This is a genomic window from Paraburkholderia xenovorans, from assembly GCF_046030735.1.
Lineage (GTDB): Bacteria > Pseudomonadota > Gammaproteobacteria > Burkholderiales > Burkholderiaceae > Paraburkholderia > Paraburkholderia xenovorans_A.
Window position 1 is genome coordinate 15,400 of sequence record NZ_JAQQBV010000010.1, and the last position, 25,912, is coordinate 41,311.

Consider the following 25,912-nt stretch of genomic DNA (forward strand, 5'->3'; position numbering starts at 1 on the left):
AACACGAGCCAATCGCGAAGACTCAAACGTCCGCACCCAGAGCTAACGTTTTCGGCCAACCAAACGCATAGACGTGGGTGACCGGTTGCGCGAGCGCGACGGCCGCGCGAACCTTGCCGGCCATCGGCAGATCGAGCACGTGCCAGCGGCCATGCTGCGCGAGATCGACGCCGCACCACGATGCGTCGCTGCCCAACTGATGCGGATCGACGCCGTCGGGTGCATAGCGCAGCGCGTTGCACAAACTGGCATAGCGGGCTAGCTGGCGCTCGCGGTCTGCCTGATCCACTTCAGCGGCCGCTCCAGGCGACGGCACCATGACGCCGAGTCCGAGCATGGCCGCCGAAACGCCGATCACGATCCAGATTCCGCCATAAGCGATATCGAGCGTGATCCCCCGTCCGTCACGCGGATGCCGCGCGCGCAGTTTCTCACTGCCGTCGTCTTGCAGATCGACGTCGCGCGGCTCGCATTCGAACAGATTCCCCACGATCCAGCGCGCCACCACGCGCGCGCTGACGAAACGCTTGCGCAGCGCCGCGTTCGGATGCAGCCGCGCGCGTTCGCGTTCGCTCTTCGATAACCAGCCGTCGCCTTCCTGCACGGGCACCGGCAACCACTCGCAACGAAAGCGCCACAAATGCAGCTCGCCCGCGCGCGGCACGCCGATGTCGAGCGGATAGTGGCGCGTGAGCGGCTGTGAAACGAAGCGCGGCGCGACTGTTTCAACCAGGCTGTGCATCGCGCCCGCACGCGGTTCGACGTGCGTCGCGTTCAGGTCGGCACTGTCGCGTCCGCGCGGCAGTGCGGAATAAGCCAGTTCCATCGGCATACGCTGGCGTCCTCAATGCATGTACGAGACGCGCCGCGCTTGCACGTCGAGTTCGAGACCGGCGTCGAGCAGATCGATCGCAAACCAGCGGATCAGTTTCAGCACGCCGCTGACGGCCGGCGCGGGCAGCCATTCGCTCAACATGCGCAACGCGGCGCCGCTATGCGTTTTCTGCAGCAGCGCGATGGTTTGCAGGATCACCGCTTCGTCCTTGCCGAGTTCGCTCGCGCAGCGGCAGCGCATGTCGAGCGGACGATACGACACGTGCATCAGCGAACGCATCAGCAGATCGAAATGTTCAATGCCGTCCTGACGCAAGCCGACACTGCTCAGGATGTCGCGCCAGTGCACGCCACTGCGCGCGGTTTCGCAGCCCGGCCGCAGCCAGGTGCGCACGGCGCTCAGTACGGTGTGCTCGGAGGCGTCGGTGCTGTCCGTCTGATGGTCGTCGATCAGTTCGGGACGGCTGCTGTATTGAGAGCGGAAATTCATCGAGACTCCTGAATGGACACAGTCCAATGAGTCGCGCCGGCCTGATCGGGAGAGTGCCGCGTCGCAGGCCAGCGCTTGTTGCATGCGACGGTGAGACGCTGACGCAGTGCGTGCGTCAGCTTTTCGCGGGCTGCGGCGGCAGCCATTCGCGTACGTGATTGCTGCGTGCCGGACGGGCCGGCGTTTGCCCCGGCGTCTTCGCGGTGCCGACGAACAGAAAACCCAGCAGCCGTTCGTTCGGTGCGAAGCCCAGTGCGTCGCGCAGTCGCGGCTCGTAACTGTCCGGACCGGTCGCCCAGAAACCGCCGTAGCCGAGCGCGTGGATCGCGTTGAGCATGTTCATCGTTGCCGCGCCGGCCGCCAGCAATTGCTCGATCTCGGGCACTTTCGGATGAGCCGAAACGGCTGCGCCGAGCGCGATGATCAGCGGCGCGGCGAACGCCTTCTGCCGGCGGTGCGCATGCGCGGAACGCGGTTCGTCCGGCGCGCGCGCGCTGGCGAGGTCGACCAGCAGGTCGCCGAGCGGGCCGCGTGCTTCGCCGCGGATCGTGACGAAGCGCCACGGGCGCAGATTGCCGTGATCGGGTGCGCGCAACGCGGCGTCGAAGATCAGGTCAAGCTCGGCTTGAGCCGGTCCCGGCTCGGTGAGCGGCCACTGGGACTGGCGCGAAAGCAGCACGTCGAGCGCGGCGTCGGCCCGGGCTTCGCTGCCCGTTTCGAGGCGGTTGAGGTCTAGCGTGGTCATGTCTGGTCGGACTTGAAAATTGTCTAGACGCAATCATGAGCGAAATCTCTCGTAAATGCAAATCATTCGCATTTACATGCATTACCGATAAACGGATGGCGTTGGGGGCAGCGGCAAGCGGGCTCGAGTCCTCGGCTGGAGCTTCGCGCAAGCTGGGGCGATGAATACGGCCAACGCACGGCCTGCAAAAAACCGCACGCCGTCACACGCGCCGAATGCGCTACACCTGCACCGACGGAATGCTCTTCATACAACGCAGCGCGAACATCGAACGGCTGTGACGAATGCCCGCGATCTTGTAGAGCTTCTCGCGCAGAAAGCGTTCGTAGCCCGCGGTGCCGTCCACGGCCACCTTGACCAGATAGTCGTAGTCGCCCGATACCAGATAGGCCTCCAGCACTTCGGTCAGCGTTGCGAGCTCTGCGCCGAAGCGCGCGAGCGCGTCCTCGTCATGGCGGTTGAGCGTGACCTCGAGCAGCACCACATCGGCAAAACCGAGCTTCTGCTGATCCAGCAACGCAACGTAGCCGCGAATGTACCCGTCGGTTTCCAACTGACGCGTACGGTTCCAGCAGGCGGTAGTCGACATGCCGACCAGTTCGGCCAACTCCGCGTTACTCAGACGGGCATTTTTCTGTAGCTCGCGCAGGATCTTGCGATCCTGGTTGTCCAGTGGACGATTTCGGGTGGTCATCCGCATTCTCGGGAGATTGTTCTGTCAAATAAAATTATAGAGGAATAATGTCCCGTAATCGGAAACAACGTGCGTTGCTTTAAGAAGCCTATCCAGCGTGAGCCTGGGTATATTTTCACCATGCATTCATGCCCGGGACAACCGTCCGGGCCGCCGGCCTCGGACCGGCGGCTTTGCGCGGCCACAAGCTGCAACCGTTGTCTCGCCGCCTTTACTCGCACAGGAAGGCGGCACGCGGGCGAATTCCGGCGCCACCAGCACCGGAAAACGCGCTCGCCGGGTATGGACGCATGTCGTTCCCCGCTACCTGCAAGCAGGAATCGCAGCGCTGCGTTTCGATAAGGGGATTGACGGCAGACCAACAGCAAAAAGAAGACGCCTAACCTTCGGGCGTCTCAGGACGCGCGACCATGAACGACTGGTCGCGACGCAAGGAAATGGCAATTGAACCGGAGTGCTGACGGTTCGCTACAAGGGTCAATGGAAAATGAGGTACAGGATGACCAGTACGATCACCGGGACGCCGAGAAGCCAGCCGAGAAGGTAAGGCATGATGTGATCTCCTTTCGTATTGATGAAGTGTGTCAGTGCCATTTCTATTGAGCATCCGGCGTGCCTGAGTCCGCACTGACTGTCGAGTCACCTCGGTTGCTGAACCGAGTACTTCAATGCGCCTATATCACGCCGGCGATCAGCAACACGATCACGACGATCACCACGATGCCGATACCGCCGGTCGGCGCATAACCCCACGAGCGGCTATGCGGCCACGACGGAAAAGCACCGATCAGAAGAAGAATCAGCACAATCAGAAGAATAGTTCCCAACATATATGACCTCCGCTTGGTTGACAGGATTTGCCTTTCTTCCTGTTGAGCAAACGGTGTGCCCAACGGGAAGAACAACGCGGAAATAGCGGTGCGGAGGTTGTGACGCTCGCAAGCTCTCAGACTTCGAGAATGCGAAAGTGCTGCAACGTGTCGATCTGAAATTGCAGGCACTGTGCGCGGTACGCACGGCAGAGTCGTTCTGCGGCGGCGCTGTCGCCGGCGCGAATGGCGTCGAGTATCGCGCGATGCTGCGGCGCGGGCAGATCCGCGAGTGTAGTGAGACGCAGCGTGAGATCCCGCACCCGGCGAATCTGATCCCAGCACTCGTTGACGATTTGCGCGAGCCGCGGGTTGCCGCCGAGTTTCAGCAGATGCGCATGGAAGGCTTCATCGGCGTTGGCCCATGCGTCCGGGTCGTTCTTCGCGAACGCGCGATCCATTGCGTTGCAGGCCTGCTCGAACGGCGCGAGGTCCTTCACCCGTTGTTTCGTTGCCGCGACGACGCCCGCGACCGTCGCCTCGAGACTGGTCTGCACCTGGTCGATTTCTTCGATGTCCGCGAGCGAAACCTGGCGCACCCGAATCCCGTGACGCGGAATGATTTGCAGCAGGTTTTCTTTTTGCAAACGCACGAGCGCTTCGCGAACCGGCGTTCGACTCACGCCGAAAAGACTGACGAGATCCCGTTCGAGCAATTGCATGCCGGGACGAAATTCATTGCTGAGGATTTTTGCGCGGAGTTGTTGATACACCGAATCGGTGGACTTTTCGCGCAACGTGGTCATGAGAGCGTTTCTGTTTTCGCCGACGGGTTAGGAGCGTCTTTTGCCGCGCAAGTTGGGAGAGTCGTGGCGGCCATTATAAGTCGGTGTCGGCAGCCGATTCGCGGCGAGGAGGCCTACCGCGTCGCACAACACCCGCTTTATCGCCCGAGATCGGCGCGGCCCGTTACGGGCGACGTTACGTAACGAGCGTGTTTCCGCACACGTTTCCGGGTAGTTTTTCCCGACCCCGACGAGCCTGAGAAAACCCCAAAAAGCCTTATCCAGAAAGACTTTCACGCCGATCGCCGCAAAATCTCAGCAGCGGATCTGCCAATTGGCATGCTTGCTGCTTTATTGATTGCGCGGTGCACAAGACAGACAAACAGTAGCAAGTAGTCGTCGTGAAGCGGGAAGCTCGAAGTTCGTGTCAACGACCGGCCTGGTCGGGGGTTATCAGGCCGGTCTCCTCAACGCACAAGCGGTTTGATCGGTTGTCCGGATCGTGCCGTCGCGTCGTTTTGCCAACGCACTCCAGTTGGATGAGTGCGCGCGGCGTGTAGTCCATCCCCCAATGTCGTCCAGAAAGGCCCGCCGTTCGAATCGCGGCGAGCCCGGTGAATTCCAGTTTTGTTTTTTATTGCGCGCTTCTTCGCGTGCCGGGGCGGTGTTGTATTCGCGAAGAGCGTGGTGGTGGATGTCGTGGGATCTGAGCCGTTGAAGCGAACACAAGTTGAACGGCCCGATAAGAACGTTTGGCGCGAGAGACCAGCGCAGGGATAAGAATGGACACGGCGAATTTTGCGCAGCATAGAAGAACGATTCCGGGGTTGCAGAGCCTGATTGCGCGCATGCTCGATGTGACGCTAGTCGTCCTCGGCGCGTTGGCTGCATCGCAAGTGCGGTTTGAAGATCTGGCACAAGACCGGATCGACACCGCATTCGTTGCGTTTGCAACTGCGTTGACGCTGGTCTTCTTCCCGGTATTCGGCGTCTATGGTTCGTGGCGCGGCCGCGCGATGTTGCGCATGGCCGGGCAGATGGCGCTCGCCTGGCTCGTGGTTCAGGCTTGCGGCCTCGTGCTGATGTTCTCCCTGCATCGCACCGACGACATATCGCGTTTGTGGTTCGCCTATTGGACTGCGCTGAGCGGCGGCGGTCTGATCGTATCGCGCCTGCTGGTGCATACGGTGCTCGCGCATCTGCGGCACGCGGGGATCAATCTGCGCCGCGTGGCGGTGGTCGGCTGCGGCTCGCACTGTCACCAGGTGGTGCGAAATATCGAAGGCTCCGCGGCCAGCGGGTTTCGCGCGGTCGCGGCGTTCGACGTGCGTCCCGTGCTGGGCACGACCGGCTCCGGCGTGCCGGTGTATGACGACATCGACAAGTTCGCGGCCTACGTCAGGTCTCACGACGTGCAGGAGTTGTGGCTCGCGTTGCCGCTCTCGGAAGAGCGCACGATTTCCCGTTTCGTCAGCGAGTTCCGCGACGACCTCGTGAACGTGCGTTTCGTGCCGGACATGCGCAGCGTTGCATTGTTCGACAGCGGGATGATCGACCTGATCGGAATGCCCGCGATCAATCTTGTCGCTTCGCCGGTACCGGCTCGCGCGCTGGTGAAGAAAGAAATCTTCGACCGCGCGTTCGCTGCCTGCGCGCTGCTGGCGCTCGCGCCGCTGCTGATTGCGATTGCCATCGCGGTAAAGCTGTCGTCGCGCGGACCGGTGTTCTTTACGCAGAAGCGCAAGGGTGCGGACGGCCGCATCTTCAGAATCTACAAGTTCCGCTCGATGCGTCCGCACGCGGTGGAAGCCGGCGTGGTGAAGCAGGCAACCCGCGACGACCCGCGCATTACGCGAGTGGGCGCCTTTCTGCGGCGCACGAGTCTCGACGAACTGCCGCAATTCATCAATGTGCTGTGCGGCGATATGTCGGTTGTCGGTCCGCGGCCGCATGCGATCGAACACGACGAGCTCTATCAGAAGGTCGTGAACGGCTATATCCACCGCTACCGGATCAAACCGGGCATCACCGGCTGGGCGCAGATCAACGGATTCAGAGGCGAGACCGATCAGATCGAGAAGATGCAAGGACGCGTCGAACACGATCTGTACTACCTGCGCAACTGGTCGTTCGGGCTCGACATGAAGATTGTCGCGGCGACCATCGCGAAGGGTCTGGTTCATAGCAACGCGTACTGACACCCGCATTTCATAAAAACATATGGCCAACACATTGCGCGGACCCCGACCCCAACCCCAACTCCAACCCGTTACGGTGCCGAATGCGCTGGCGCTCGCGGCCGCTTTGACGTTCTGCGTGTCGGCGCACGCGGCCGATCCGGCGCTCAACGCGCTCGGTCAGGCGGGCGGCCTCGTGATCCCTTATGCGTTCGCGTTGCCCGAAGGGACCGTGGAAGCGCAGTACAACAACTACATCGATCCGCGTTACGGCAAGCAGGCCACCGGCGCGCAGATGTATTGGGGCGCGGTGGGCTTGCTGCCTTATGTGGAAGTGTCGGGTGGACTCGCTAATTATCCAGCCGACGTTCACGCGCCGTTCAGCAACGCCGACCACTTCCTGTTCCGTCATCTGATGGGCGATGTGAAGCTCGAAGTGCCGAAGTTCTTCAAGTATCAGCCGAGCATCGCATTCGGTATCGGCGACATCGGCGGGCAGACGAATTTTTTCCGTTCGAAATACGGCGTGGTGTCGCAAGCATTCGGACCGGTGACATTGACTGCGGGCTACGGACAGGGCGATCGCCTCGACGGCGTGTTCGGCGGCGCGCAAGTGTCGCTGTGGAATACGGGCTTATCGCTGCTCGCCGAAGACGATTCGAAAACGCCGTACGCCGGCGTGCGTTATCAGTCGCCGCGGATTCGCTGGCTGGCCGATGCGAACGTGATCGCCACCTTCATGCGCTCGATCCGTTCGACCGACGGCGTGTCGCCGCGCACGTCGTTCTCGGTGGGCATTCAGATTCCGCTCGGCAAACGCTTCAGCGCTGCGCGGTGCGCGGACGGTCTGTGCGAAGGTCCGCAAGTGCCCGTGGCTCAAACGGCGAACGCCAATGACGAACCGCTTCGGCTTGCCAGCCTGCAACCCGTCGACCCGCGCGCCGCCGCGGCAAACAGCAATCCGCTCGGCGCGGTGCCGATAACTTATGTGCCGCCGCTGCAGTCGTATGCGTCCGTGATGCTGAGCGATGTGACGGCGGCCGGTTCGCCCGACAAGCCGTCACCGGCGATTCCCGAAGCACTGGATACCGCCGCACTCGATGAAATCGCCGCGCAGTTGTTCGCTGCCGGTCTGGAGCGCGTGCGAGTCGGCGTGAGCGGTCGCGATCTGGTGGTCGAGTATGAAAACCACCGCTACAACCAGAACGAAGCCGACGCGCTCGGCATCGTGCTCGGCGTGGCGAGCGTGAACGCACCGCACGGCACGGACAAGATCCACGTGGTGATCAAGAAGGCCAACGAGCCGTTGGGCGAAGTCGTCGTCGATCGCGATGCGTTCGCGCAGTTCGTCGCAGGCGGCGCGGCTGGCGCTTCGCTGACGATGCGCTCGCGTCCCACTTACGACGCGGACTCGATCGCGTGGCACGGCAACGAACACACGCATGGTCTGACGCGCATTCAGATCGAGCCGATCGTCAGCTACCTGTACGGCACCGAGTACGGCAACTTCGATATTTCGCTTGGTGCGAACATCGAAGGCTTCATTCCGCTGTGGCGCGGCGCCGAGTTTTACGCGAGCTACATCGCGCCGCTCTACAACACGAAGAACATGGATTCGGGACGCGTCTTCAGCGATTACCGCTTGCGCGGCGGACTGAATTCGGTGGCGCTTGCGCAGAGTTTCTGGATCGTGCCGCAGGTGTTCAACGTCGCATCGGTCGGCAAGTTCGATTACTCGTATGTCGGCGTGCAGAACGAAACGACGGTGTTCGTGCCGGGCCGTCCCGATCTGATCCGCTTGCGGCTCGCGTATTTGCACCACGAACCGGGCCACGACGAATTGCCGAGCGAGAAGAACGCGGAGCTCACTTATCGTTGGGTTCAACCGTCGTGGAAGCTGTGGATCGAAGCGGGCGTCGCGCGCTTCGTGGGCGGTGACAAAGGACCGGTTGCGACGCTCACGCGCTGGTTCGACGACGTTTCCGTGAGCGTGCATGGCGAACATAGCGGGCAGGGCACGTTTGTCGGCGCGGCGATCAGCTTCCCGCTGACTTTGCGCCAGGGGATGAAGCCGGGCATCACGCAGCTGTCGGGTTCCGAACAGTTCGGACTCGACTTCCGCACGCGTGTGAGATCGACGAATTATCTGTCCGCCGACGGCGCGCAGAACATGAGCTTCCCGTACAGCACGCAGCAATATCTGTTGAATCAGGGCCGCTTTAGCGGCGAGTACTTCTCGACACAGCTTTACCGGATGCGCGACGCGTATCTGCGTTATGGGCGGCCCGGTGGCGATGCGACCCAGCCCACGCCAGCGCCCAGGCCGCAAGCGAACGCGCCGGCCGCAGCGATGGGCATCGCGTTTTCACGGCGTGTTTGCGGAAACGGCTTTCAGGGTGTGAGCGACGCACAGGCGCTGGTGCCGGTCAATTGTGAATGACTTTCTTTGGAGATGGGCGATGAAGCTTCTTAACGGCGCCATGCTGCGCACGCTGCAGTTCGGATCGATGGTACTTGCGACGAGCGCGCTGGTTGCGTGCGGTGGCGGCGACAGCGGCAGTTCGCCGGGCGGTACGGTGAGCGGCACTGCGGCCGTCGGCGCCGCGCTCGCGAATGCGAGCGTCACGTTGACCTGCAAGAACGGCTCGGGCAGTGCAACGGCGGATTCCAACGGCGCGTACAAGGCGACGTTCGTGTTCGACGGTCCGTGCGCGATTGCCGCGTCGAGCGGCTCGATCGCGATCCATTCGTTCGCGGCCGGCTCGGGCACGTTCAACGTCACACCGTTGACGGAGTTGCTGTTGAGCTATATCGCCGGGCAATTGGGCACGACGGTGAGCGGTTTGTTGTCCGGCATCTCGTCCAACGCGTCGTTCCAGAGCGCGCTGACGAATAGCACGGTGATTGCGAATGCGCAGGCCGCCGTCGTGACGCTGATCAAGAACCTGTACGGAATTACGCTTTCTTCTTCGTCGTTCCTCACCGTTTCGTTTACGCCGGGCTCGCCGGGCGCCGATGCGGACCTCGACACGTTGCTGGCGGCCGGCGCGATTACGAGCAATGGGCAACCCGCTGCTTCGCTGACGGCCGCAGCAGCAGCGGCCGGTGCTGCTGCGCCGATCTCGAGCGGCAGCAACGGCGCGACGGGCGGCACGGGATCGTCGACCACGAAGTAAAGATTCATGATCTGAACAGGCGATGCCTGGGTGTCGTGTCCGATCCGGATCGATGACGAGTCCGGATCGGCATCACAGCCTGCATGATCCACCGGTTTGAAACAGCAACCGATTCAAACGCTGCAAGCCTCAGCCCATTGTTTCCAGAAGTTCTCCGCGCTTCATGCTTCGACGACCGGGAACCCACTCCAGTAAGGATTAGTTAGGGTTCCTGCATCGCTTCAAATCATCCACTGTTCATCGCGATGCAAAACACGCTGCTGTGGGCGAGCCTGTTTGGCGGGCGGTCGACGAACGTCATGTCACGTTACAGCCCCCCACGCGTTACCCCGGCGTTACGCCACGTTTTCCCTGATCCGCGCGGCCGACTCTCGAATGTGAATCGTCGAAGTGTGCTGCGACGGAGCATCGAAGCGCGACAGACCTATACAGCATGAGGCTGAGAGACCTTGAGTCATCCGTCGCGATGTCGTGCAAACGCGGAGAACCGCGTTGCCCGCTGATTGGCACAGACCTTGCATTTATCGCTACGCAAAAGGCATCCGAAACATGGCGGTGCCACCAATAACGTGGTTGCTGGCAAGTTTCGCCGACGTCGACGCAGTTCGAACGCGGTTTGCCAAGGCGACTTCTCAAGATCGCAGTTCCGGGGGTAGTGAACGATGAAAGCAGGCAATGAGGCCATGAGCGTTGTCGCGCGTCTGCGCGCCGCTCCGCGTGTCGAACAATCGCAGGATCGCGCAGTGGACACCGTCGTGCCGGTGGTCCTCGCAGGCGGAGCGGGAACGCGGCTCTGGCCCATCTCGCGCGAACACCATCCAAAGCAACTGGCGAGCGTGATCGGCGAAGAAACGCTTCTCGAAGCGACGCTGCGCCGCGCGTCCGGCATCGCCGCCTTCGCCGCCACACGTGCGGTCGCCACGCCGCTCGTGATCTGCGGCGAAGAACATCGTCACATCACCGCGCGCCAACTCGCGCAGAGCGGCTTCGACGCGACGATCGTGGTCGAACCGGCGCGGCGCGACACGGCGCCTGCGCTGTCGATCGCGGCATCGCTCGCGCGAGTGGAGCATGGCGACGCAGTGCTCGTGGTGATGCCCGCGGATCACACCATCGACGACGCGAAGGCCTTTCATCGCGCGCTCGATCTGGCGATCGGTTATGCGCGCCTCGGCTGCATCGCGACGCTGGGCGTGACGCCGACTCGTGCGGACCCCGGCTTCGGTTATCTGCGGATCGGTGACGCGGTGCGCGCCGAAGGCGTCGAAGGTGGCGTGCGTCTGGACGGCTTCGTCGAAAAACCCACGCCCGAAATCGCCGCTCAATATATTCAGGCCGGCTGCTACCTCTGGAACAGCGGCATTTACGTTGTGCGCGCAAGCGTTTGGCTCGCTGCGGTGGAACAACTCGCTCCCGCGATGTACGCGGCTTGCGATCGCGCGGTGACCGAAGGCCGTCGCGACGGCGTGTCGTTCCGGCCGGCGCGCGATGCGTTCCAGGCGAGCCCCAGCGATTCGATCGACTACGCAGTCATGGAGCGGCTCGCCGGATGGCCAGGCGGCCCGGACGCGGTCGCCGTTCCGCTGGATGCGGGCTGGTCCGATCTCGGTTCCTGGAGCGCGGTGTGGGAAGCGCTGGATAAAGATGCGGACGGCAACGCCGGGCGCGGTCGGGTGATGTTCGAAGGCGCGACCGGCTGCTACGCGCATTCCGAAGGCCGGCTCGTCGCGTGTGTCGGTGTGACGAACGTCGCGGTTGTCGAGACGGCGGACGCGGTGCTGGTGGTCGATCGCGCGCACGTGCAGGCGGTCAAATCGGTGGTGGGCCGGATCGCGGCGTCGCATGCGTCGGAGGCGACCTCGCACCGCGTGGTGCGTCGCCCGTGGGGCTGGTACGACTCGATCGATCGCGGCGAGCGCTTTCAGGTCAAGCGCATCGTGGTCGATCCGGGCGCGAGCCTGTCGCTGCAAATGCATCATCACCGCGCGGAGCACTGGACCGTCGTGAGCGGCACCGCAATGGTCACGCGTGGCGACGAGCGCTTTCTGCTCAGCGAAAACGAATCGACGTATATCCCGATCGGCGTCACGCATCGACTGGAAAACCCCGGCCGGTTGCCGGTGGAAATCATCGAAGTGCAATCCGGTTCGTATCTCGGCGAGGACGACATCGTCCGCTTCGACGATACCTACGGCCGCGTCTGATCGAATCATGATCGAACGCGTTCTCGTTATCTGCGACGGCAACGTGTGCCGCAGCCCGATGGCCGGCGCACTGCTGTTGAAAGCGCTGCCCGACCTCGTGGTGCGATGCGCGGGATTGATCGCGCTCACCGGCCGGCCCGCGGCTCGTCTTGCCATCGACGTAATGAGCCGGCGTGGCGTCGACCTCGAAGGCCATGTCGCGCAAATGGTTCATTTGGGCCACGTACGCGAATCGCAGTTGATTCTCGCGATGACGGCCGCGCAATGCCGCGAACTGGAACGCCGCTATCCATTCGCGCGGGGCCGCGTCTTTCAGCTCGATCAAACGACCCGACAGGATATTGCCGACCCGTTCGGCCAATCCGCGGCGGTGTTCGAAGCGGTCGCTCGCCATATCGAGCGCGCGCTCGAACATTGGGTCGCGCGCATCGGTGCGAAAGAAACGCGCGGAGCGGTGAATTGAATCCGGGCCGTTGCATGCGCAACCTGATAGCGCTGTCGATGGTCGGCGCGATTGCGTGCTCGTCCGCTTACGCAGGTGTTGTCGATATGACCACTCTGTCGGGACCGACCTCGCGCTGGGCGGGCGCGGCCTCGGGCGTCGGTGCGGCGGACAAGTCGGGCATGCCGCTCGTGCCTTCGGTAGGAACCGGCCGCAACGCGTCACGCGACGACTACGCGATGTTGCCGACCGAGCGGAGTTTGCAGACACGCGGCGAACGGACATCGCGTCGTGGCGGAACTCGTCAAACGCGGACGCGGCACGCGATATCGGTCGGCAAGGACCTTCAGCTACCTGGCGGCGATCTGGCCGCGACTCAGGCGCCGTGGAGCACGACACCCTGGAGCGGTTCGCCATGGACGGTGTCGCCCTGGTGAACAGGACACGGTGGCTGGCCGTGTCCGGGAGGACAAAAAACGTTGGGATAGTGAAGGAGCGCGGGGCTCCGCTTCTTGAGTGTGCAGTCGGGAACTACAACAAATCGAGGAAGAGGCAATGAAACATCGGCCAAACGACAAGGTTAAAAAAAATCCATCGCCGGTATGGCGCCGTCTCGCGCTGGGCGGCTTCTGTCTGTCGCTTGCAGCGTGCGCGGTGGCGCCGGGAATGCGGATGACCGACAAGCAGACGCTGCCGTTGCAAAGCGCACGCGACGGCGCGCCGGCCCAGGTGCTCGACGTGCCGATTCAGGACGTCAATATCGACCTGCTGAACGATATGCGTGAGCGCGACAGCAGCAAGGCCGTGCAAAGCGTCGAACTGTTGTCCGCCGCCAATCGCAGCGCGGCCTATCGGATCGGTCCCGGCGACGTGTTGCAGATCACCGTGTGGGATCACCCTGAACTGTCCGCCGCCAATCCCGGCGGACAGGCCGGCGCCGCGCCGCGCACGAGCGATCCGGCGAGCGGCTTCGTGGTCGATCAGAAAGGGGACGTGCAGTTTCCGTACGCCGGTTCGATTCATGTCGGCAACCTGACGACCGGCGATGCGCAAGTCGCGGTGATCCGCGCATTGACCATGTTTCATGCACCGCAAGTGACGGTGCGCATCGCGTCGTTTCGCAGCCAGCAGGTGTACGTGGAAGGCGAAGTGCACAGCCCCGGCGTGCAGCCGATCAACGATGTGCCGATGACGCTCGTGGATGCAGTCGACCGCGCGGGCGGCTTGCAATCCACCGCGGACAGCAGCCGCATCGAACTGATGCGCGGCTCGCAACGCTACACGTTGAACCTCACGCAGTTGCTCGACAAAGGCCTCAACCCCGCGCACATCGTGCTGGAAGACCGCGACGTGCTGCGGGTGATGTCGCGCGAGGACAGCGGTGTGTACGTGATGGGCGAAGTGACCAAGCCGACGCTCGCGCTGCCGCTACGCAACGGTTCGCTTTCGCTCGGCGACGCGCTTTCGCAGGCGGGCAGCATCAACAGCAATTCCGCGGACGCGGCGCAGGTCTTCGTGATCCGTGGACACGGCACGAAGCAGCCGGACGTTTTTCATCTCGATGCCAGATCGCCGGTTGCGATGGTGCTGGCCAACGAATTCATGCTTCAGCCAAAAGACGTCGTGTATGTCGACGGCAACGGACTGGTGCGCTTCAATCGCGTGCTGACGCTGTTGCTGCCCGCGATCAACGCCGGGCTGACCGGAGCGGTGCTAGCCAAATGAACGATAACAATCTGAGACGCAACGGACTCGTGCCGATGGACTTTGTCGACGCGCGAGTCGCCGATTCGAACCCCGACGATGTTCCGCTGTCGAGTTACGTCGATATCGTGATGGCGCGCTGGCGCCTCGTGCTGACGATCACGCTGTTCGTCTTCGCGCTCGGCCTCCTGTACGTGGTGTTCGGTACGCCGGTCTATCAGGTGGATTCGACGATTCAGGTCGACGATTCGAGCTCGGTCAGCAAGACGCCGCTGCGCGATATCGGCGCGCTGCTCGATTCGCAAAGCAGCTCGGCGGCCGAACTCGAACTGGTTCGCTCGCGCAAGGTCATCGACGCGGTGGTCGATCGCCTGCACCTGAATATCGTTGCCGGGCCGCGCTATTTTCCGGGACTCGGCCGCTGGATGGCGCGGATGTACAAGCAGGACGGCGTCGCGGATGCGCGCTTCGGCCTCGCGCGCTTCGCATGGGGCGGCGAACACATCGACGTCGACCGCTTCACGGTGTTGAGCAGTACGCAAAGCGAAGCCGACAACGGCATCCTGATGGGCGAGAAGTTCACGCTGACCGCCCAAGGTGACGGCCGCTACGTGCTGACCGACGAAGACGACGAAGTGGTGCTGCATGGGCGTGCCGGCGAGGAAGCGACGGGCATCTACCGCAAGCAGCCGGTGTCGCTGCGCGTGACCACGCTTCAGGCGCGGCCGGATACGCAGTTCCGCATCATCCGCATTCCGCGCCTCGAAGCGGTCACGCAGCTTCAAACCCAGCTCAACGTCGAGGAAAAGGCGAAGCAGTCGGGGATCATCTCCGTCACGCTCGAAGGCGACGACAAATCGCGCATCGAGACGATTCTGTCGGCGGTAGTCAACGCGTATGTGCAGCAGAACAAGGACTATCGCAACGAGGAGGCGCATGCGACGCTGGATTCGCTCGGCCGCAGCATGCCCGAAGTGCGCGCCAACCTGGAACGCGCGGAGGCGGCCTATACCGCATTCCGTCAGCGCTCCGGGACCGTCGATCTCGACGAGCAGGGAAGGCTGCTGCTCGGCCAGGAAGTCGACGTGCAGACGCGCATTCTCGATCTCAAGCAGAAGCAGATCGATCTGGTCGCGCGCTATTCGGATACGCACCCCGCGGTGATCTCGCTCGAACAGAGCCTCTCGGCTTTGCAGGCGCAGGACAGTGCGTTGAAGGCGAAAGCGGAGCATCTGCCGCAAACCGAGCGCGAAGGGCTGAGTCTGCTGCGTGAAGTTCGCGTGAATACCGAGCTGTACACGAACCTGCTGAATACCGGGCAGCAACTGAAGATCGTCGAGGAAGGGCAGATCGGCAGCGTGCGGATCGTCGACGTGCCCGAGTTGCCGGTCAAGCCGGTGAAGCCCAGGCAGGCGCTCGTGCTGGCGCTGTCGCTGTGCGTGGGGCTCGCACTCGGCATTGCCGCGCCGTTCTCGCTGCGCGCGGTGTGGGGACGCGTCGAGCATTCGGAGCAACTGGAGCAGGCGCTCGGCGTGCCGGTGTATGCGGTCATTCCGCACAGCCGTCAGCAGGGCCGCATTACGCGGCGTCAGCGCCGCGACGATCAGGGGCTGCACGTGCTCGCGCTCGATATTCCCGAGGACGTGTCCGTCGATGCCGTGCGCAGCCTGCGCACGACGCTGCATTTCACGATGGCCGAAGCGCACAACAACGTGATCATGGTGACGAGTTCGCAGCCGGGCGCGGGCAAGTCGTTCCTGAGCGCGAATCTGGCCGCGGTGTTCGCGTCCGGCGGCAAGCGCGTGCTGCTGATCGACGCGGATATGCGGCGCGGTCAGGCGCATCGCTATTTCGGTGTGCCCGCCACGCCCGGCCTGCCGGACGCGATTACGAGCGGATCGCTCGAACGGGCGGTCAAGAACACGTCGGTGGCCGGCGTCGACGTGCTGGCGCGAGGTGTCGCCGCGCGTTCACCGGAACTGCTCAACGATGGACGCTTCAAGGCGCTGCTGGAAACCGCGTCGCGTTGCTACGACATCGTCGTGGTCGACACGCCGCCGATCCTCGCGCTGCACGATGCCGCCGCAATCGGCCGCCTCGGCGCGACGACACTGCTGTGCGTGCGTTACGGACGCAGCTCGATGCCCGAGATTCGCGAGGCCGAGCGGCGTCTGCGTAATGCAGGTATCCAGATCGGCGGCGTGGTCCTCAACGACGTGCCGCGTCGCCAGGCCGTGTACGGCTCGTATGGCGAAGGGGCGTATGCGTATGAGACCGAGGTTTGAGGCCGGCATGCGCACGTTCTTCTCGACATCTCACGGCATGGCGGGGAGCCCGCGATGAACGCCGACGTGCGCATTCCGCCGCTGGGTCCTGTCGTTGCCGAGGGGCGCCCTCGTGAGCCGCGACGCCGGCCGCGTGTCCCGCAGACGCAAACGCGCGCACGCGTGCGGCGCGATTTCGCGGATTGGGTGTTTCTGATGCTGCTGTTCCTGCTGTCGATCCAGTTCGTGCAGATCGGCGGCGCGCAACTGTCGCAACTGTTTGTCGTGCTGGTGTTGCCGCTTCTGCTCGTGCAGCGGCGCATCACGATCAGCGGCTGGGAGTTGTGGAGCTTCGGCCTGTTCATCACGGCGACGCTCGCGCTCACATGGTTCGCCGGCTACTCGCATATCAAGGCGACCGAGCAGATCATCAAATTCGCGTTCATGTTTCCGGGCTTCTATCTGGTCGGCCGTTACTTCGGCAAGCGCTATATGACGCGTCCGCTGCCTTATGGCTACGTGGTGCTATGGGTCTTCCTGTTCTATCAGATGGCGCTGCAATACCTGAATGTGCCGGTGTTGTATCAGGAGGTCGACTTCATGCAGGGGGCGCTGCATGGCTCGTTCAAGGAGCGCAACTGGCTCGCCGCGACGTTTTTTCTCGCGAGCTACCTGTGTTTCCTGCAATCGCCGCGCCGTGTGCCCGACATCCTGCGCTTCCTTTCGCTGGGGCTCGTCGTGACGCTGCTCAGCGAATCGAAGACCGTGCTGATTCCGTGCGGGATCGTGCTGCTGTTTCAGGTGCGCGGCTATGCCGTGCAGAAGGTATTGCTGATGGCGGCCGGCGCGGCGTTCTACGCGTATGAATTTTCGCGTCAGTTTTCCGGCGATGTGTTGCAGGTGAAGCTCCAGGAAGAGCGAGGTCTTGCGTTCATCGAGTCGGTGAAGCTGCTGGCGAACGACTGGCTCGGGCATGGCCTCGGCTTCGTCGAATATTACTTTGCGCATTCGGCATTGAGCGTCAAAGGGCTTGGCGAAGGCACCAACGCGGTGTTCTGTTCGCCGCTCGATCTGATGCTGGTGGCCGGGCCGATCGGTCTCTTCGCGTGGGCGGTGTTTTTTTGCGGGCTCGGACTCGGTCGCCGCGCCGTGTTGCTGATGCTGCCGCTGGCGGCGTGGTCGCTGGTCAATCCGATGCACGAGAGCGAAACCTCCTATCTGTTTCTCGGCGTACTCGCCTCTTTTGCGGCGTCCGCGAGCATGGGCCGGCCCTCCGGCTCCGGCTTTGCGCAGCCTCAGCGGCTCCTCTTTTCCCGTCGCAGGTCTTCGTCACAGGGCTCTTTTCTATGAAATTCTCGCTGATCATGGCAACGTTCGGACGCGGCAGCGAACTCGAGCGCATGTTCGAATCGCTGACCGGGCAGACTTGCGACGACTTCGAGTTGATCGTCGTCGACCAGAACCTGGATGATCGCGTGCGACGGGTGGTCGAGCGATTCGCAGGGCGGTTGGACATCGTCTACCTGCGTTCGGAGAAGGGGTTGTCGCGCGCGCGAAACGTGGGCTTGCAAGCGGCGCGCGGCGAAATCGTCGCGTTTCCCGACGACGACTGCTGGTATGCGCCTGACACGCTGGCATTCGTGCTGGGTCGCTTCGCGGAAGATCGCCACCTCGCCGGCCTGACCGGCTGCACCGTCGACGATAGCGGCAAGCCTTCGCAGGGACGCTGGGCGACCCGCTCCATGCTGGTGGACCGCTACAACATCTGGACCTGCGCGTGCTCGGCGACGATCTTTTTACGCGTCGACGCGGCAAGCGCGGCCGGCCGGTTCGACGAACAACTCGGCGTGGGCGCGGGCACGCGTTGGGGCGCCGGCGAAGAAGTCAATTTCCTGCTTGGCGCGCTGCGCTCAGGCATGCGGGTTCGCTACGACCCGCAACTGCGCATCGGCCATCCGGAGCCGCTGGAGATTTTCGACGATAAAGCGTTTTCGCGCGGCCGGCTATACAACCGCGGCTTCGGCCGCGTGCTCAGGCTGAACCGGTATCCGGCGCATTACGTGTCGTACATGATTGCTCGCGCCGTTGCCGGCTGCGTGCTGTCGATCATCCGGTATCGTCCGGCGCGAGCGCGTTACTACTGGATCGCGGCGTCGCAGCGTTTGCTTGGCTGGATGGACTGAGCCATGGATCTCGCAGAAGCTCGCTATCGGATGCCTGCCCAAGACGCGCGTACATCGGCCCCGGCTGCGCGCCGTGAAGCGCTCGTCGTTCACGCGGATTTGCGGTGGCCGACAGGGACCGGTATCTACAACGTGATGGAGGCTTACCTCTCCAGAGCGCCATCGCATATCGAGGTCGAGCCGCTGGCTGTCGAAGGCGGCGTCGCGCGGCCTTTCACGCCGCTCGCCTTGACGCGTGCGCTCAAAGGCGTTTCCTCACGCGACGGCGTGTTCTGGAACCCAGGTTTCGTGCCGCCGGTGCCGACGTTGCGCGAGCACTGTGCGTCGGTAGTCACGGTTCATGACCTGACTCATCGGCATTTCTACAGCCGTGCGCATCGTCTCTATTACGACCACGTGTTCCGCTGGTTTTATCGCCGCTGTGCCGCGGTGGTTTGCGTTTCCGAATTCACGCGCAACGAGTTTCTCGCGTGGTCGGGCATGTCGCCGGATCGGGTGCATGTGATCGTCAACGGAGTCGATGCCGCGTACGCGCAAAACCGCGAGACGCTCGATTATCCGTTTCCCTATGTGCTGTACCCCGGCAATCGACGCTCGTACAAAAACCTGAATCGGCTGATCGAAGCATTCAGCGCGAGCGGTTTGGCGCAGTCGGGCGTACGCCTCGTGCTGACCGGCAGCCCCGACGAAGCGCTGATCGATCACGCACGCCGATGCGGCTCTGAAGCGTCGCTCGTGTTTGCTGGCGTGTTGCCCAACGACGCGATGCCGAAGCTCTATCGCGGCGCGCTCTTTCTCGCGTTCGTTTCCCTTTACGAAGGCTTCGGCCTGCCGATTCTCGAGGCGATGGCCTCGGGCGTGCCGGTGCTGACGTCGAATCTGTCTTCGATGCCCGAAGTGGCCGGGCAGGCGGCGATGCTCGTCGATCCGCTGTCGGTGCCGGACATCGCGGCGGCAATGAAGCGTCTCGCCGAGGACCGCGGCTGGCGCGACGAGTTGATCGCACGCGGCTACGAACGGGTCACGCATTTCGATTGGGATGCGTCGGCGGCGACGCTTTGGTCGCTGGTGGATGAGGTCGGTCATTCGGCGCGCTGATGTTTTCGGCAGTGCCGGCGGTGCAAATAAAACACACGTAACGGGGTGAAACGGTGAACACACAAGGACGCTTGAACGTCATTATCGTCAACTATGGAACGCCGGAGTTGACGCAAGCCTGCGTAGCATCGCTGCTCGAACTCGATGTCGCGCTGCCGGAAGACATTGTCGTGGTCGACAACGCGTCGCCGGACGACTCGTATGCGCGTTTTCGCGTCAGCCTGCCCGCCGGCATTCGCCTGCTCAGGTCGGCGTGCAATCGGGGTTTCGGCTCGGGTGTGAACTTCGGCATGGCGGCTTGCCGGCGCGACTATGTACTGGTGGTCAATCCGGATACGCGGTTCACGGAGAATCGCTTGTCGGCGGTACTCGAAGTTCTCGACACGCAGCCCGAAGCCGGGCTCGTCGGTCTCGATCTGCAGTACCCGGACGGGCGCCGCCAGTATTCGGCGCGCCGCTTCTACAGCTGGCTCGACATCCTCGGGCGGCGCACGGCGCTAGGCCGCACCGCGCCGTTCAGGGCTCGCCTGCAACATCACATGATGGTCGAAGCCTGGAACTGCAACGGCGCGTTCGACGCCGAGTGGGTGATGGGCACCGGCTTCATCGTGCGCCGCGAGATGTATGAGGCGCTCGGCGGAATGGATGAATCGTATTTCCTCTATATGGAGGACGTCGATCTATGCGCCCGCACGTGGCAGGCCGGCTACCGCGTGCTGTGCATGCCCGGCGTGACGCTGGTTCACCTGCATCAACGGCAATCGGCGAAGGGCCCGTTATCGGGGGCCGGGCGGCATCATTTGCGCAGCCTGTTGCGATTCCGGCGCAAGTTTCATGTGCCTCTGTCGCTGCCGCCGGGCATTTCGGGAATATCCCGTTGAATACGTCGCGCCGATTCGGACTGCGGCTGGCGAGCTTCGCCGGTCTTGCCGTATCCGCATCCCTGTATGCCGCCGCTGGTTGCGCGGCAGACTTCGCCACGCTCGCTGACCACGGCGTCGCACGCTACACGATTCGCGCCGGCGCAACCGACGCGGTCACGCGACACGCGGCCGACGAGCTGGCGGATTATCTGTCGCGTATCTCGACGGCACAGTTCTCGGTGTCGGACGATGACGGCTTTGGTGGCCGGCCTGCAATCGTAGTCGGCGGCGGTCAGGACGCCGTGCAGCATTGCGCCGGCAATCGCGACGCGGCGCTGGGCGACGATGGCTTTGTCATCTGCCAATCGTCGGGAAACCTGATTATTTCAGGCAACACCCCGCGCGGCACGTTGTTTGGTGTGTATTGGTGGCTGGACCGGCAACTCGGCGTCAAATGGCTCGCGCCCGATGCGGTCGAGGTGCCGGTTCAGCGCACATTGAAAGTATCGACCGTCGCCGTGCGGCAGAAGCCGCGTTTTGCCTATCGGGAAGTACTCAGCGCGGAGGCGGAGGACAAAACGTTTCGCGCGCATAACCTGTTGAACGGCGAATCGCATGGCACGTCGTTCCGGCCGTCGCCGGCCGGCATCGATATGTGGGACCACAGTTGGCTCGCCCGTGGCGGCGACTTTGATTTCTGGACACTCGTGCCGCGCTCGCGTTATGCAACGGAGCACCCTGACTGGTTCGGCGGTGGGCAACTGGCGATGATGTCGCCCGACGTGCGTCGCGTGATGGCCGACGAAATCGTGCAGCGCCTGAATACGCGGAATGCGCCCGGCAAGATCTGGTTCGGTATCCACGATATGGATTGGGGCTGGGACATGGACCTAGCGAGCCGCGCGTTCGCCGACTCGCATGGCGGCGCGCCGTCCGCTGCGTTTCTCGACATGGTGACGGACGTGGCCGCGCGTGTGCGCCAGCAGATTCCCGACGCGCGCTTTGCGATGCCCGCTTATCACTGGGGTTTTGCGCCCCCCGACAACATGAGCGTGCCGGACGACGTGCTGGTCTACCCGATGACGATCCAGGTCGATTACAGCACCGCATTGAACGAAGGCCGCAATTCGCAGCTCGGAGAAGGTATTCGACGCTGGAACGAGATTGCCAGGCACGTGATGGTGTGGGACCACATCGTGAACTTCGGCGGTTATCTGCAACCTACGCCGAATCTTTATCCGATCGGTCGCAGCATTGCCTGGCTGGCGACGCTCGCGCATGTCGAAGGCTATTTCGCCGAAGGCGATTGGCAATCGCGCGGCGGCGAGTTTTCGAGTCTGCGGGTGTGGCTCATTGCGCGGCAACTCTGGTCGCCGTCTGCGGATGTGCCGGCCTTGGTGCGGGAATATTGCAACGCGTATTACGGCGCGGCCGGACCGGCTATCGCGCGCTATATCGACAGAATGCACGAGACCGCGCGCGCCACCGGCGACGTGCTGGCGGAACAGACACCGGTCGACTCGGCGATGTATACGTACGAGTTCGTGCGCCAGTCCGATCGGGATTTCGGCGTTGCCGAGCGCGCGGTGGCCGACGATTCGACGAAACTGGCGCGAGTCCGCAACGCACGTGCGCCGCTGGACTTTGTGATCCTCGCGCTGCGGGAACGCTATGAGGATCGCGCGCAGCAAGACGGGTGGGACATGGATATCGCGGCGCGCAAAACGCGTCTGTTGGACACGCTTGCGGCAAGCCACGTGAGCGCTTATCGACAAAGCGGCGACCTCGGCGCGTTGCGAAGCCTGCTGGACGTGTCCTGGCATCCGTCGACACCGCCGGCTGGCGTGTCGAAGCTCGACGCAACGGACTGGCAGGAAATCGGCGTGCGCAAGCTGAATCTCTACGACAGCGCTCGCGTGGTATCGGATACCGAAGCGGCACAGGGCGGCGCGGTGTCGCTGCGCGGCGACTCCGGCGCGTGGGCCGTGCAACTCAAATTCGACAAGTTGCCGCATGAAGGCCAATGGGATCTGTTTGCAGAGGTCCGCGTGCCCGACGCCGCGCTTGCGCCGGCCGGCTCGGCGATTCGCGTGGGCGCGTATCCACCGATGACGCGCCGCACCGACACGCCGGTTCGTGCGCTGCCGGGCTCCGCCTATCGCTTGCTGCCGGTTCCGGGCGGCCCGTTCGCTTACACCTTCGACCATGAACGCGGCGTGTACGTACACGGCGTGGGTCTCGCAAAAGGACAAGCCGTGTTGATCGACCGCTTTATCGCCATTCGTCACGATGCGGCGACTGCCGCTACTTCAGCCATGCTCGAACTCAATGGGAATGCGCCGTGAAAGTCGCCATTGTTTCTCCTATTCCGCTGTTTCCGCTCAACGCGGGCAATCGCAGCCGCGTTCTGAATCTGGCCCGCACGATCCGGTCGCTCGGTCACCAGGTGGAGTTCATTTATCTGGAGAGCCGCCAGCCCGAAAGCTTCGATACAGATGCGCACCATGAAGAATTCGGAGCCTCGCGTGTGACGGTATTGCATCGCACGGGAGCGGCACTGTGGTTGTATCGCGCGAAGCGAGTCGCATGGCTGTTGCGGCGCATCGCGGCTCGCGTAGCCGGTCATCGCGACGGGTATTACACGGGGCTCGACGAACTCTATAGCACGACATTCTCGAAGCAGTTACGACGTTTGCAGGATGAGCGTGGCTTCGACGCAGTGTTCGTCGAATACGTTTTCTATTCGCGTGCGCTCGACGCATTTCCCGATTCGGTGATCAAGGTGCTCGATACGCATGACATCTTCGCGGACCGGCACATTCCTTTTATCGGTCGTCCGGGTGCACAGAACTACATGTTCTCGATTTCGCAGAAGCGCGAAAACGACGGCTTGCGGCGCGCGCAGGTGGTGCTGGCCATTCAGGCGGAGGAGGGGGCGGTGTTATCCGCGCGGCTCATCAGTACAAAACACGCGCCCGAGGTGGCCGTGCTGAGTCATCTTCTCGAACCCTGTGCGGGTGTCGATAGCCGGGCTCACGCCGACGCGGCATTTCTCGCCAGCAACAATCAACCGAATCGCGATGCGCTGGCGTACTTCATGAAAGAGGTACTGCCGCGCATCGTCGCTGTCGTGCCGCAGTTCCACTTGCATCTGCTGGGCGGAATCGCCGGCGCGGTGGACGATCATCCGAACCTGATCAAGCGTGGACCCGTGAAGAATCTGGCCGACGCGTTTGCATCGGCGCCGATTTCGATCAACCCGATGTTGCTCGGCACCGGCATCAACATCAAGCTGCTCGAGAGCATGCAATACGGCTTGCCCGTGGTGACGACCCGCCTGGGCGCTCGCGGCCTGACAGCGAATTGTTTGCGCGGCGTGACGGTGGTAGGCGATAGCGACGCGCAAGGTTTCGCCGATGCGGTGATCAGACTGGTCCGCGATACCGACCATCGCGCGGCGGAAGGCGCGGCGGCGCGACAGTCCGCGCGGTTGTGGCACGACGCGCAACTTCAGGTATTGCGACGCACGCTTGACGGTAATCTCGCGCAGATAGCGCCTGAGCAACGTGCCTCCCCGGAAACGGGCTGGCAAAAAACCGAATTACCGATATCTGTTCATAACTAGAAAGGCCTTTTGAGGAACTGCGATGGACCGCGAAATCTATGTGATGTTATGGCGCTGCCTCAGCAGAAGCCATCGCATGCAGCTACTGGCACTGCTCGGCCTGATGATCCTGGTGTCGTGTTCCGAGGTGCTGAGCGTCGGGGCAATCTTCCCCTTCCTCGCGTTGCTCACGGACCCGGAGAGGATCATGCGATACGCGTTCGTGCGCGCCACCGCCAGCACATTCGGCATGACGTCCGCTCACGATCTGCTTGCTCCGCTCGCTGTGCTCTTTGCGGTGGCCGCGGTGTTTGCCGGCGCGATGCGTGTGCTTCTGCTGCGCGCGAGCAACCGCTTTGCTTTCTCTCTCGGCTCGGACCTGAGCGTCGCCGTTTACGACCGCATTCTGGGACTGCCGTATTCGCGGCATATTGCGTCGAAAAGCAGTGAATTCATCAATACCGTGTCCTACAAGACCGGTCTTGTGATCGACGGCATTCTGATGCCGTCGCTGATACTCATGAGCGCACTGTTCATGGCGGTTCTGATTTCGCTGGCGATGTTCTACGTCAGTCCGCTGGCAACGTTACTTTCGGTGACCGGATTCGGACTGCTCTATGTGCTGGTGTTCATTGCGTCGAAGAATCAGCTGAAAAAATGCGGGCGGGAAATCTCGGCGCAGAAATCGTTAGTTGTGAAGGCGGTGCAGGAAGGACTCGGCGGAATCCGCGACGTCATCCTGGATGGCACGCACGACGCGTATGTGGATTCCTATCGCCAGGCCGATAGAAAACTGCGTGACGCTCAGGGACGGTACGCGTTCATTTCGCAGAGTCCGCGTTTCGGTATGGAGTCGTTGGGAATGGCGCTGATCGCGCTGCTTGCTCTCGTGCTGGCGAAAGGGCACGGCGGTATCGCCGCGGTAGTGCCGACGCTCGGCGCATTGGCACTCGGCGCGCAACGTCTTCTGCCGGTGCTGCATCAGGCTTATTACTCGCTTTCGGCGATGCAGTCCGCTGCTGTCAGCTCACGTGAAACGCTGGCTTTTCTCAGCGAAAAACACGAAGGCGCAGTGCCGCGCGCTAACGTAACGCCGTTGCCTTTCGCGAAAAGCATCGTGTTTCGCGATGTCGGATTCAAATACGCGGATGACGCGCCGAGCGTGCTGTCCAATATCAGTCTCGAGATCAGAAAGGGCGCACGGATCGGATTCATCGGCAAGACGGGAAGCGGCAAGTCGACGTTGATGGATATTTTGATGGGCTTGCTCGAGCCTACCCATGGGGTCATCCAGGTCGACGGCGTAGAGGTGTGCGATGCGAATCAACATCAATGGCGCGCCAACATGGCGCATGTGCCGCAAGACATCTATCTGTCCGATCAATCCGTGATGGAGAACATCGCGTTTGGTATTCCGAGAAAAGAGATCGACGTCGACGAAGTGCGCCGCGCGGCCAGATTGGCGCAGATAGCCGATCTCATCGAAAGTTGGCCGCAGGCTTATGACACGCCCGTCGGCGAACGCGGCATCCGGCTGTCGGGCGGACAACGTCAGCGTCTGGGGATCGCACGGGCGCTTTACAAGAAAGCAAGCGTCATTGTTCTCGACGAGGCGACGAGCGCGCTCGATAGCGAGACGGAAGAAGCCGTCATCAAGGGAATCGAGAGTCTCGATCCGGATATCACGATCATCGCGATCGCGCATCGGGTCAGTACGCTTGCTGGGTGCACGAAAATTTTCGAGCTGGATGACGGACGGATCAAGTTCGTGGGCGGATATCGCGAGATAGATCAGTCCGTGTCGGCCCAACTGGTTGAAATTCAATCCGGGGTTCTATAA

Annotated in this window: 21 protein-coding genes; 15 read left to right on the forward strand and 6 right to left on the reverse strand. The window is 62.6% G+C overall.

Features of this window, described 5'->3' with window-relative positions; genetic code table 11:
- Positions 1 to 22: 22 nt before the first annotated feature.
- From PQQ51_RS11770 to PQQ51_RS11795, 6 genes are all read right to left on the reverse strand, one after another.
- Positions 23 to 832, reverse strand: coding sequence for a 4'-phosphopantetheinyl transferase family protein (locus PQQ51_RS11770; protein WP_408496957.1), 810 nt, complete (start codon positions 830 to 832; stop codon positions 23 to 25).
- A gap of 12 nt (positions 833 to 844) precedes the next feature.
- Positions 845 to 1,324: a hypothetical protein gene (locus PQQ51_RS11775; RefSeq protein WP_408496958.1), complete on the reverse strand. Its 480-nt coding sequence runs from the start codon at positions 1,322 to 1,324 to the stop codon at positions 845 to 847.
- A 115-nt stretch (positions 1,325 to 1,439) separates the two neighbouring features.
- The gene (locus tag PQQ51_RS11780; RefSeq protein ID WP_408496959.1) at positions 1,440 to 2,069 is read right to left on the reverse strand and encodes a nitroreductase family protein; all 630 of its coding nucleotides are present in this window, start codon (positions 2,067 to 2,069) and stop codon (positions 1,440 to 1,442) included.
- 220 nt (positions 2,070 to 2,289) lie between these two features.
- Entirely contained in the window at positions 2,290 to 2,763 is a 474-nt protein-coding gene (locus PQQ51_RS11785; protein ID WP_408496960.1) for an Lrp/AsnC family transcriptional regulator, read from the reverse strand.
- Positions 2,764 to 3,437: 674 nt separating this feature from the next.
- Entirely contained in the window at positions 3,438 to 3,593 is a 156-nt protein-coding gene (locus tag PQQ51_RS11790) for a DUF3309 family protein (RefSeq protein ID WP_408496961.1), read from the reverse strand.
- A 116-nt stretch (positions 3,594 to 3,709) separates the two neighbouring features.
- Positions 3,710 to 4,378: a GntR family transcriptional regulator gene (locus PQQ51_RS11795; RefSeq protein WP_408496962.1), complete on the reverse strand. Its 669-nt coding sequence runs from the start codon at positions 4,376 to 4,378 to the stop codon at positions 3,710 to 3,712.
- A 797-nt stretch (positions 4,379 to 5,175) separates the two neighbouring features.
- Here PQQ51_RS11795 and PQQ51_RS11800 point away from each other — a divergent pair.
- From PQQ51_RS11800 to PQQ51_RS11870, 15 genes are all read left to right on the forward strand, one after another.
- Positions 5,176 to 6,555, forward strand: a complete 1,380-nt coding sequence (locus tag PQQ51_RS11800; RefSeq protein ID WP_408497108.1) for an undecaprenyl-phosphate glucose phosphotransferase — start codon at positions 5,176 to 5,178, stop codon at positions 6,553 to 6,555.
- 22 nt (positions 6,556 to 6,577) lie between these two features.
- Positions 6,578 to 8,974: a YjbH domain-containing protein gene (locus PQQ51_RS11805; RefSeq protein ID WP_408496963.1), complete on the forward strand. Its 2,397-nt coding sequence runs from the start codon at positions 6,578 to 6,580 to the stop codon at positions 8,972 to 8,974.
- A gap of 19 nt (positions 8,975 to 8,993) precedes the next feature.
- Positions 8,994 to 9,710 carry a carboxypeptidase regulatory-like domain-containing protein gene (locus PQQ51_RS11810; protein WP_408496964.1) on the forward strand — a complete coding sequence of 239 codons (717 nt, stop codon included), beginning with the start codon at positions 8,994 to 8,996 and terminating at the stop codon, positions 9,708 to 9,710.
- Positions 9,711 to 10,393: 683 nt separating this feature from the next.
- Positions 10,394 to 11,914: a mannose-1-phosphate guanylyltransferase/mannose-6-phosphate isomerase gene (locus PQQ51_RS11815; protein ID WP_408496965.1), complete on the forward strand. Its 1,521-nt coding sequence runs from the start codon at positions 10,394 to 10,396 to the stop codon at positions 11,912 to 11,914.
- Positions 11,915 to 11,921: 7 nt separating this feature from the next.
- Entirely contained in the window at positions 11,922 to 12,377 is a 456-nt protein-coding gene (locus PQQ51_RS11820; RefSeq protein ID WP_408496966.1) for an arsenate reductase/protein-tyrosine-phosphatase family protein, read from the forward strand.
- Between the two features lie 14 nt (positions 12,378 to 12,391).
- Positions 12,392 to 12,793 carry a hypothetical protein gene (locus PQQ51_RS11825; protein WP_408496967.1) on the forward strand — a complete coding sequence of 134 codons (402 nt, stop codon included), beginning with the start codon at positions 12,392 to 12,394 and terminating at the stop codon, positions 12,791 to 12,793.
- Positions 12,794 to 12,911: 118 nt separating this feature from the next.
- Positions 12,912 to 14,081, forward strand: coding sequence for a polysaccharide biosynthesis/export family protein (locus PQQ51_RS11830; protein WP_408496968.1), 1,170 nt, complete (start codon positions 12,912 to 12,914; stop codon positions 14,079 to 14,081).
- On the forward strand, positions 14,078 to 16,345 hold the full coding sequence (locus PQQ51_RS11835; protein WP_408496969.1) for a polysaccharide biosynthesis tyrosine autokinase: 2,268 nt from the start codon (positions 14,078 to 14,080) through the stop codon (positions 16,343 to 16,345). Before PQQ51_RS11830 ends, PQQ51_RS11835 begins: the two co-directional genes overlap by 4 nt.
- Positions 16,346 to 16,399: 54 nt before the next feature.
- The gene (locus PQQ51_RS11840) at positions 16,400 to 17,674 is read left to right on the forward strand and encodes a hypothetical protein (protein WP_408496970.1); all 1,275 of its coding nucleotides are present in this window, start codon (positions 16,400 to 16,402) and stop codon (positions 17,672 to 17,674) included.
- Positions 17,671 to 18,507: a glycosyltransferase family 2 protein gene (locus PQQ51_RS11845; RefSeq protein ID WP_408496971.1), complete on the forward strand. Its 837-nt coding sequence runs from the start codon at positions 17,671 to 17,673 to the stop codon at positions 18,505 to 18,507. The genes PQQ51_RS11840 and PQQ51_RS11845 overlap by 4 nt, the downstream gene beginning before the upstream one ends.
- A gap of 3 nt (positions 18,508 to 18,510) precedes the next feature.
- The gene (locus PQQ51_RS11850) at positions 18,511 to 19,605 is read left to right on the forward strand and encodes a glycosyltransferase family 4 protein (RefSeq protein ID WP_408496972.1); all 1,095 of its coding nucleotides are present in this window, start codon (positions 18,511 to 18,513) and stop codon (positions 19,603 to 19,605) included.
- 71 nt (positions 19,606 to 19,676) lie between these two features.
- Positions 19,677 to 20,486 (forward strand): glycosyltransferase family 2 protein, encoded by an 810-nt coding sequence (locus PQQ51_RS11855; protein WP_408496973.1) that lies wholly within the window; start codon positions 19,677 to 19,679, stop codon positions 20,484 to 20,486.
- Positions 20,483 to 22,813, forward strand: coding sequence for a DUF4838 domain-containing protein (locus tag PQQ51_RS11860; protein ID WP_408496974.1), 2,331 nt, complete (start codon positions 20,483 to 20,485; stop codon positions 22,811 to 22,813). Before PQQ51_RS11855 ends, PQQ51_RS11860 begins: the two co-directional genes overlap by 4 nt.
- Positions 22,810 to 24,093, forward strand: a complete 1,284-nt coding sequence (locus tag PQQ51_RS11865; protein WP_408496975.1) for a glycosyltransferase — start codon at positions 22,810 to 22,812, stop codon at positions 24,091 to 24,093. The genes PQQ51_RS11860 and PQQ51_RS11865 overlap by 4 nt, the downstream gene beginning before the upstream one ends.
- A gap of 76 nt (positions 24,094 to 24,169) precedes the next feature.
- The gene (locus PQQ51_RS11870; RefSeq protein ID WP_408496976.1) at positions 24,170 to 25,912 is read left to right on the forward strand and encodes an ABC transporter ATP-binding protein; all 1,743 of its coding nucleotides are present in this window, start codon (positions 24,170 to 24,172) and stop codon (positions 25,910 to 25,912) included.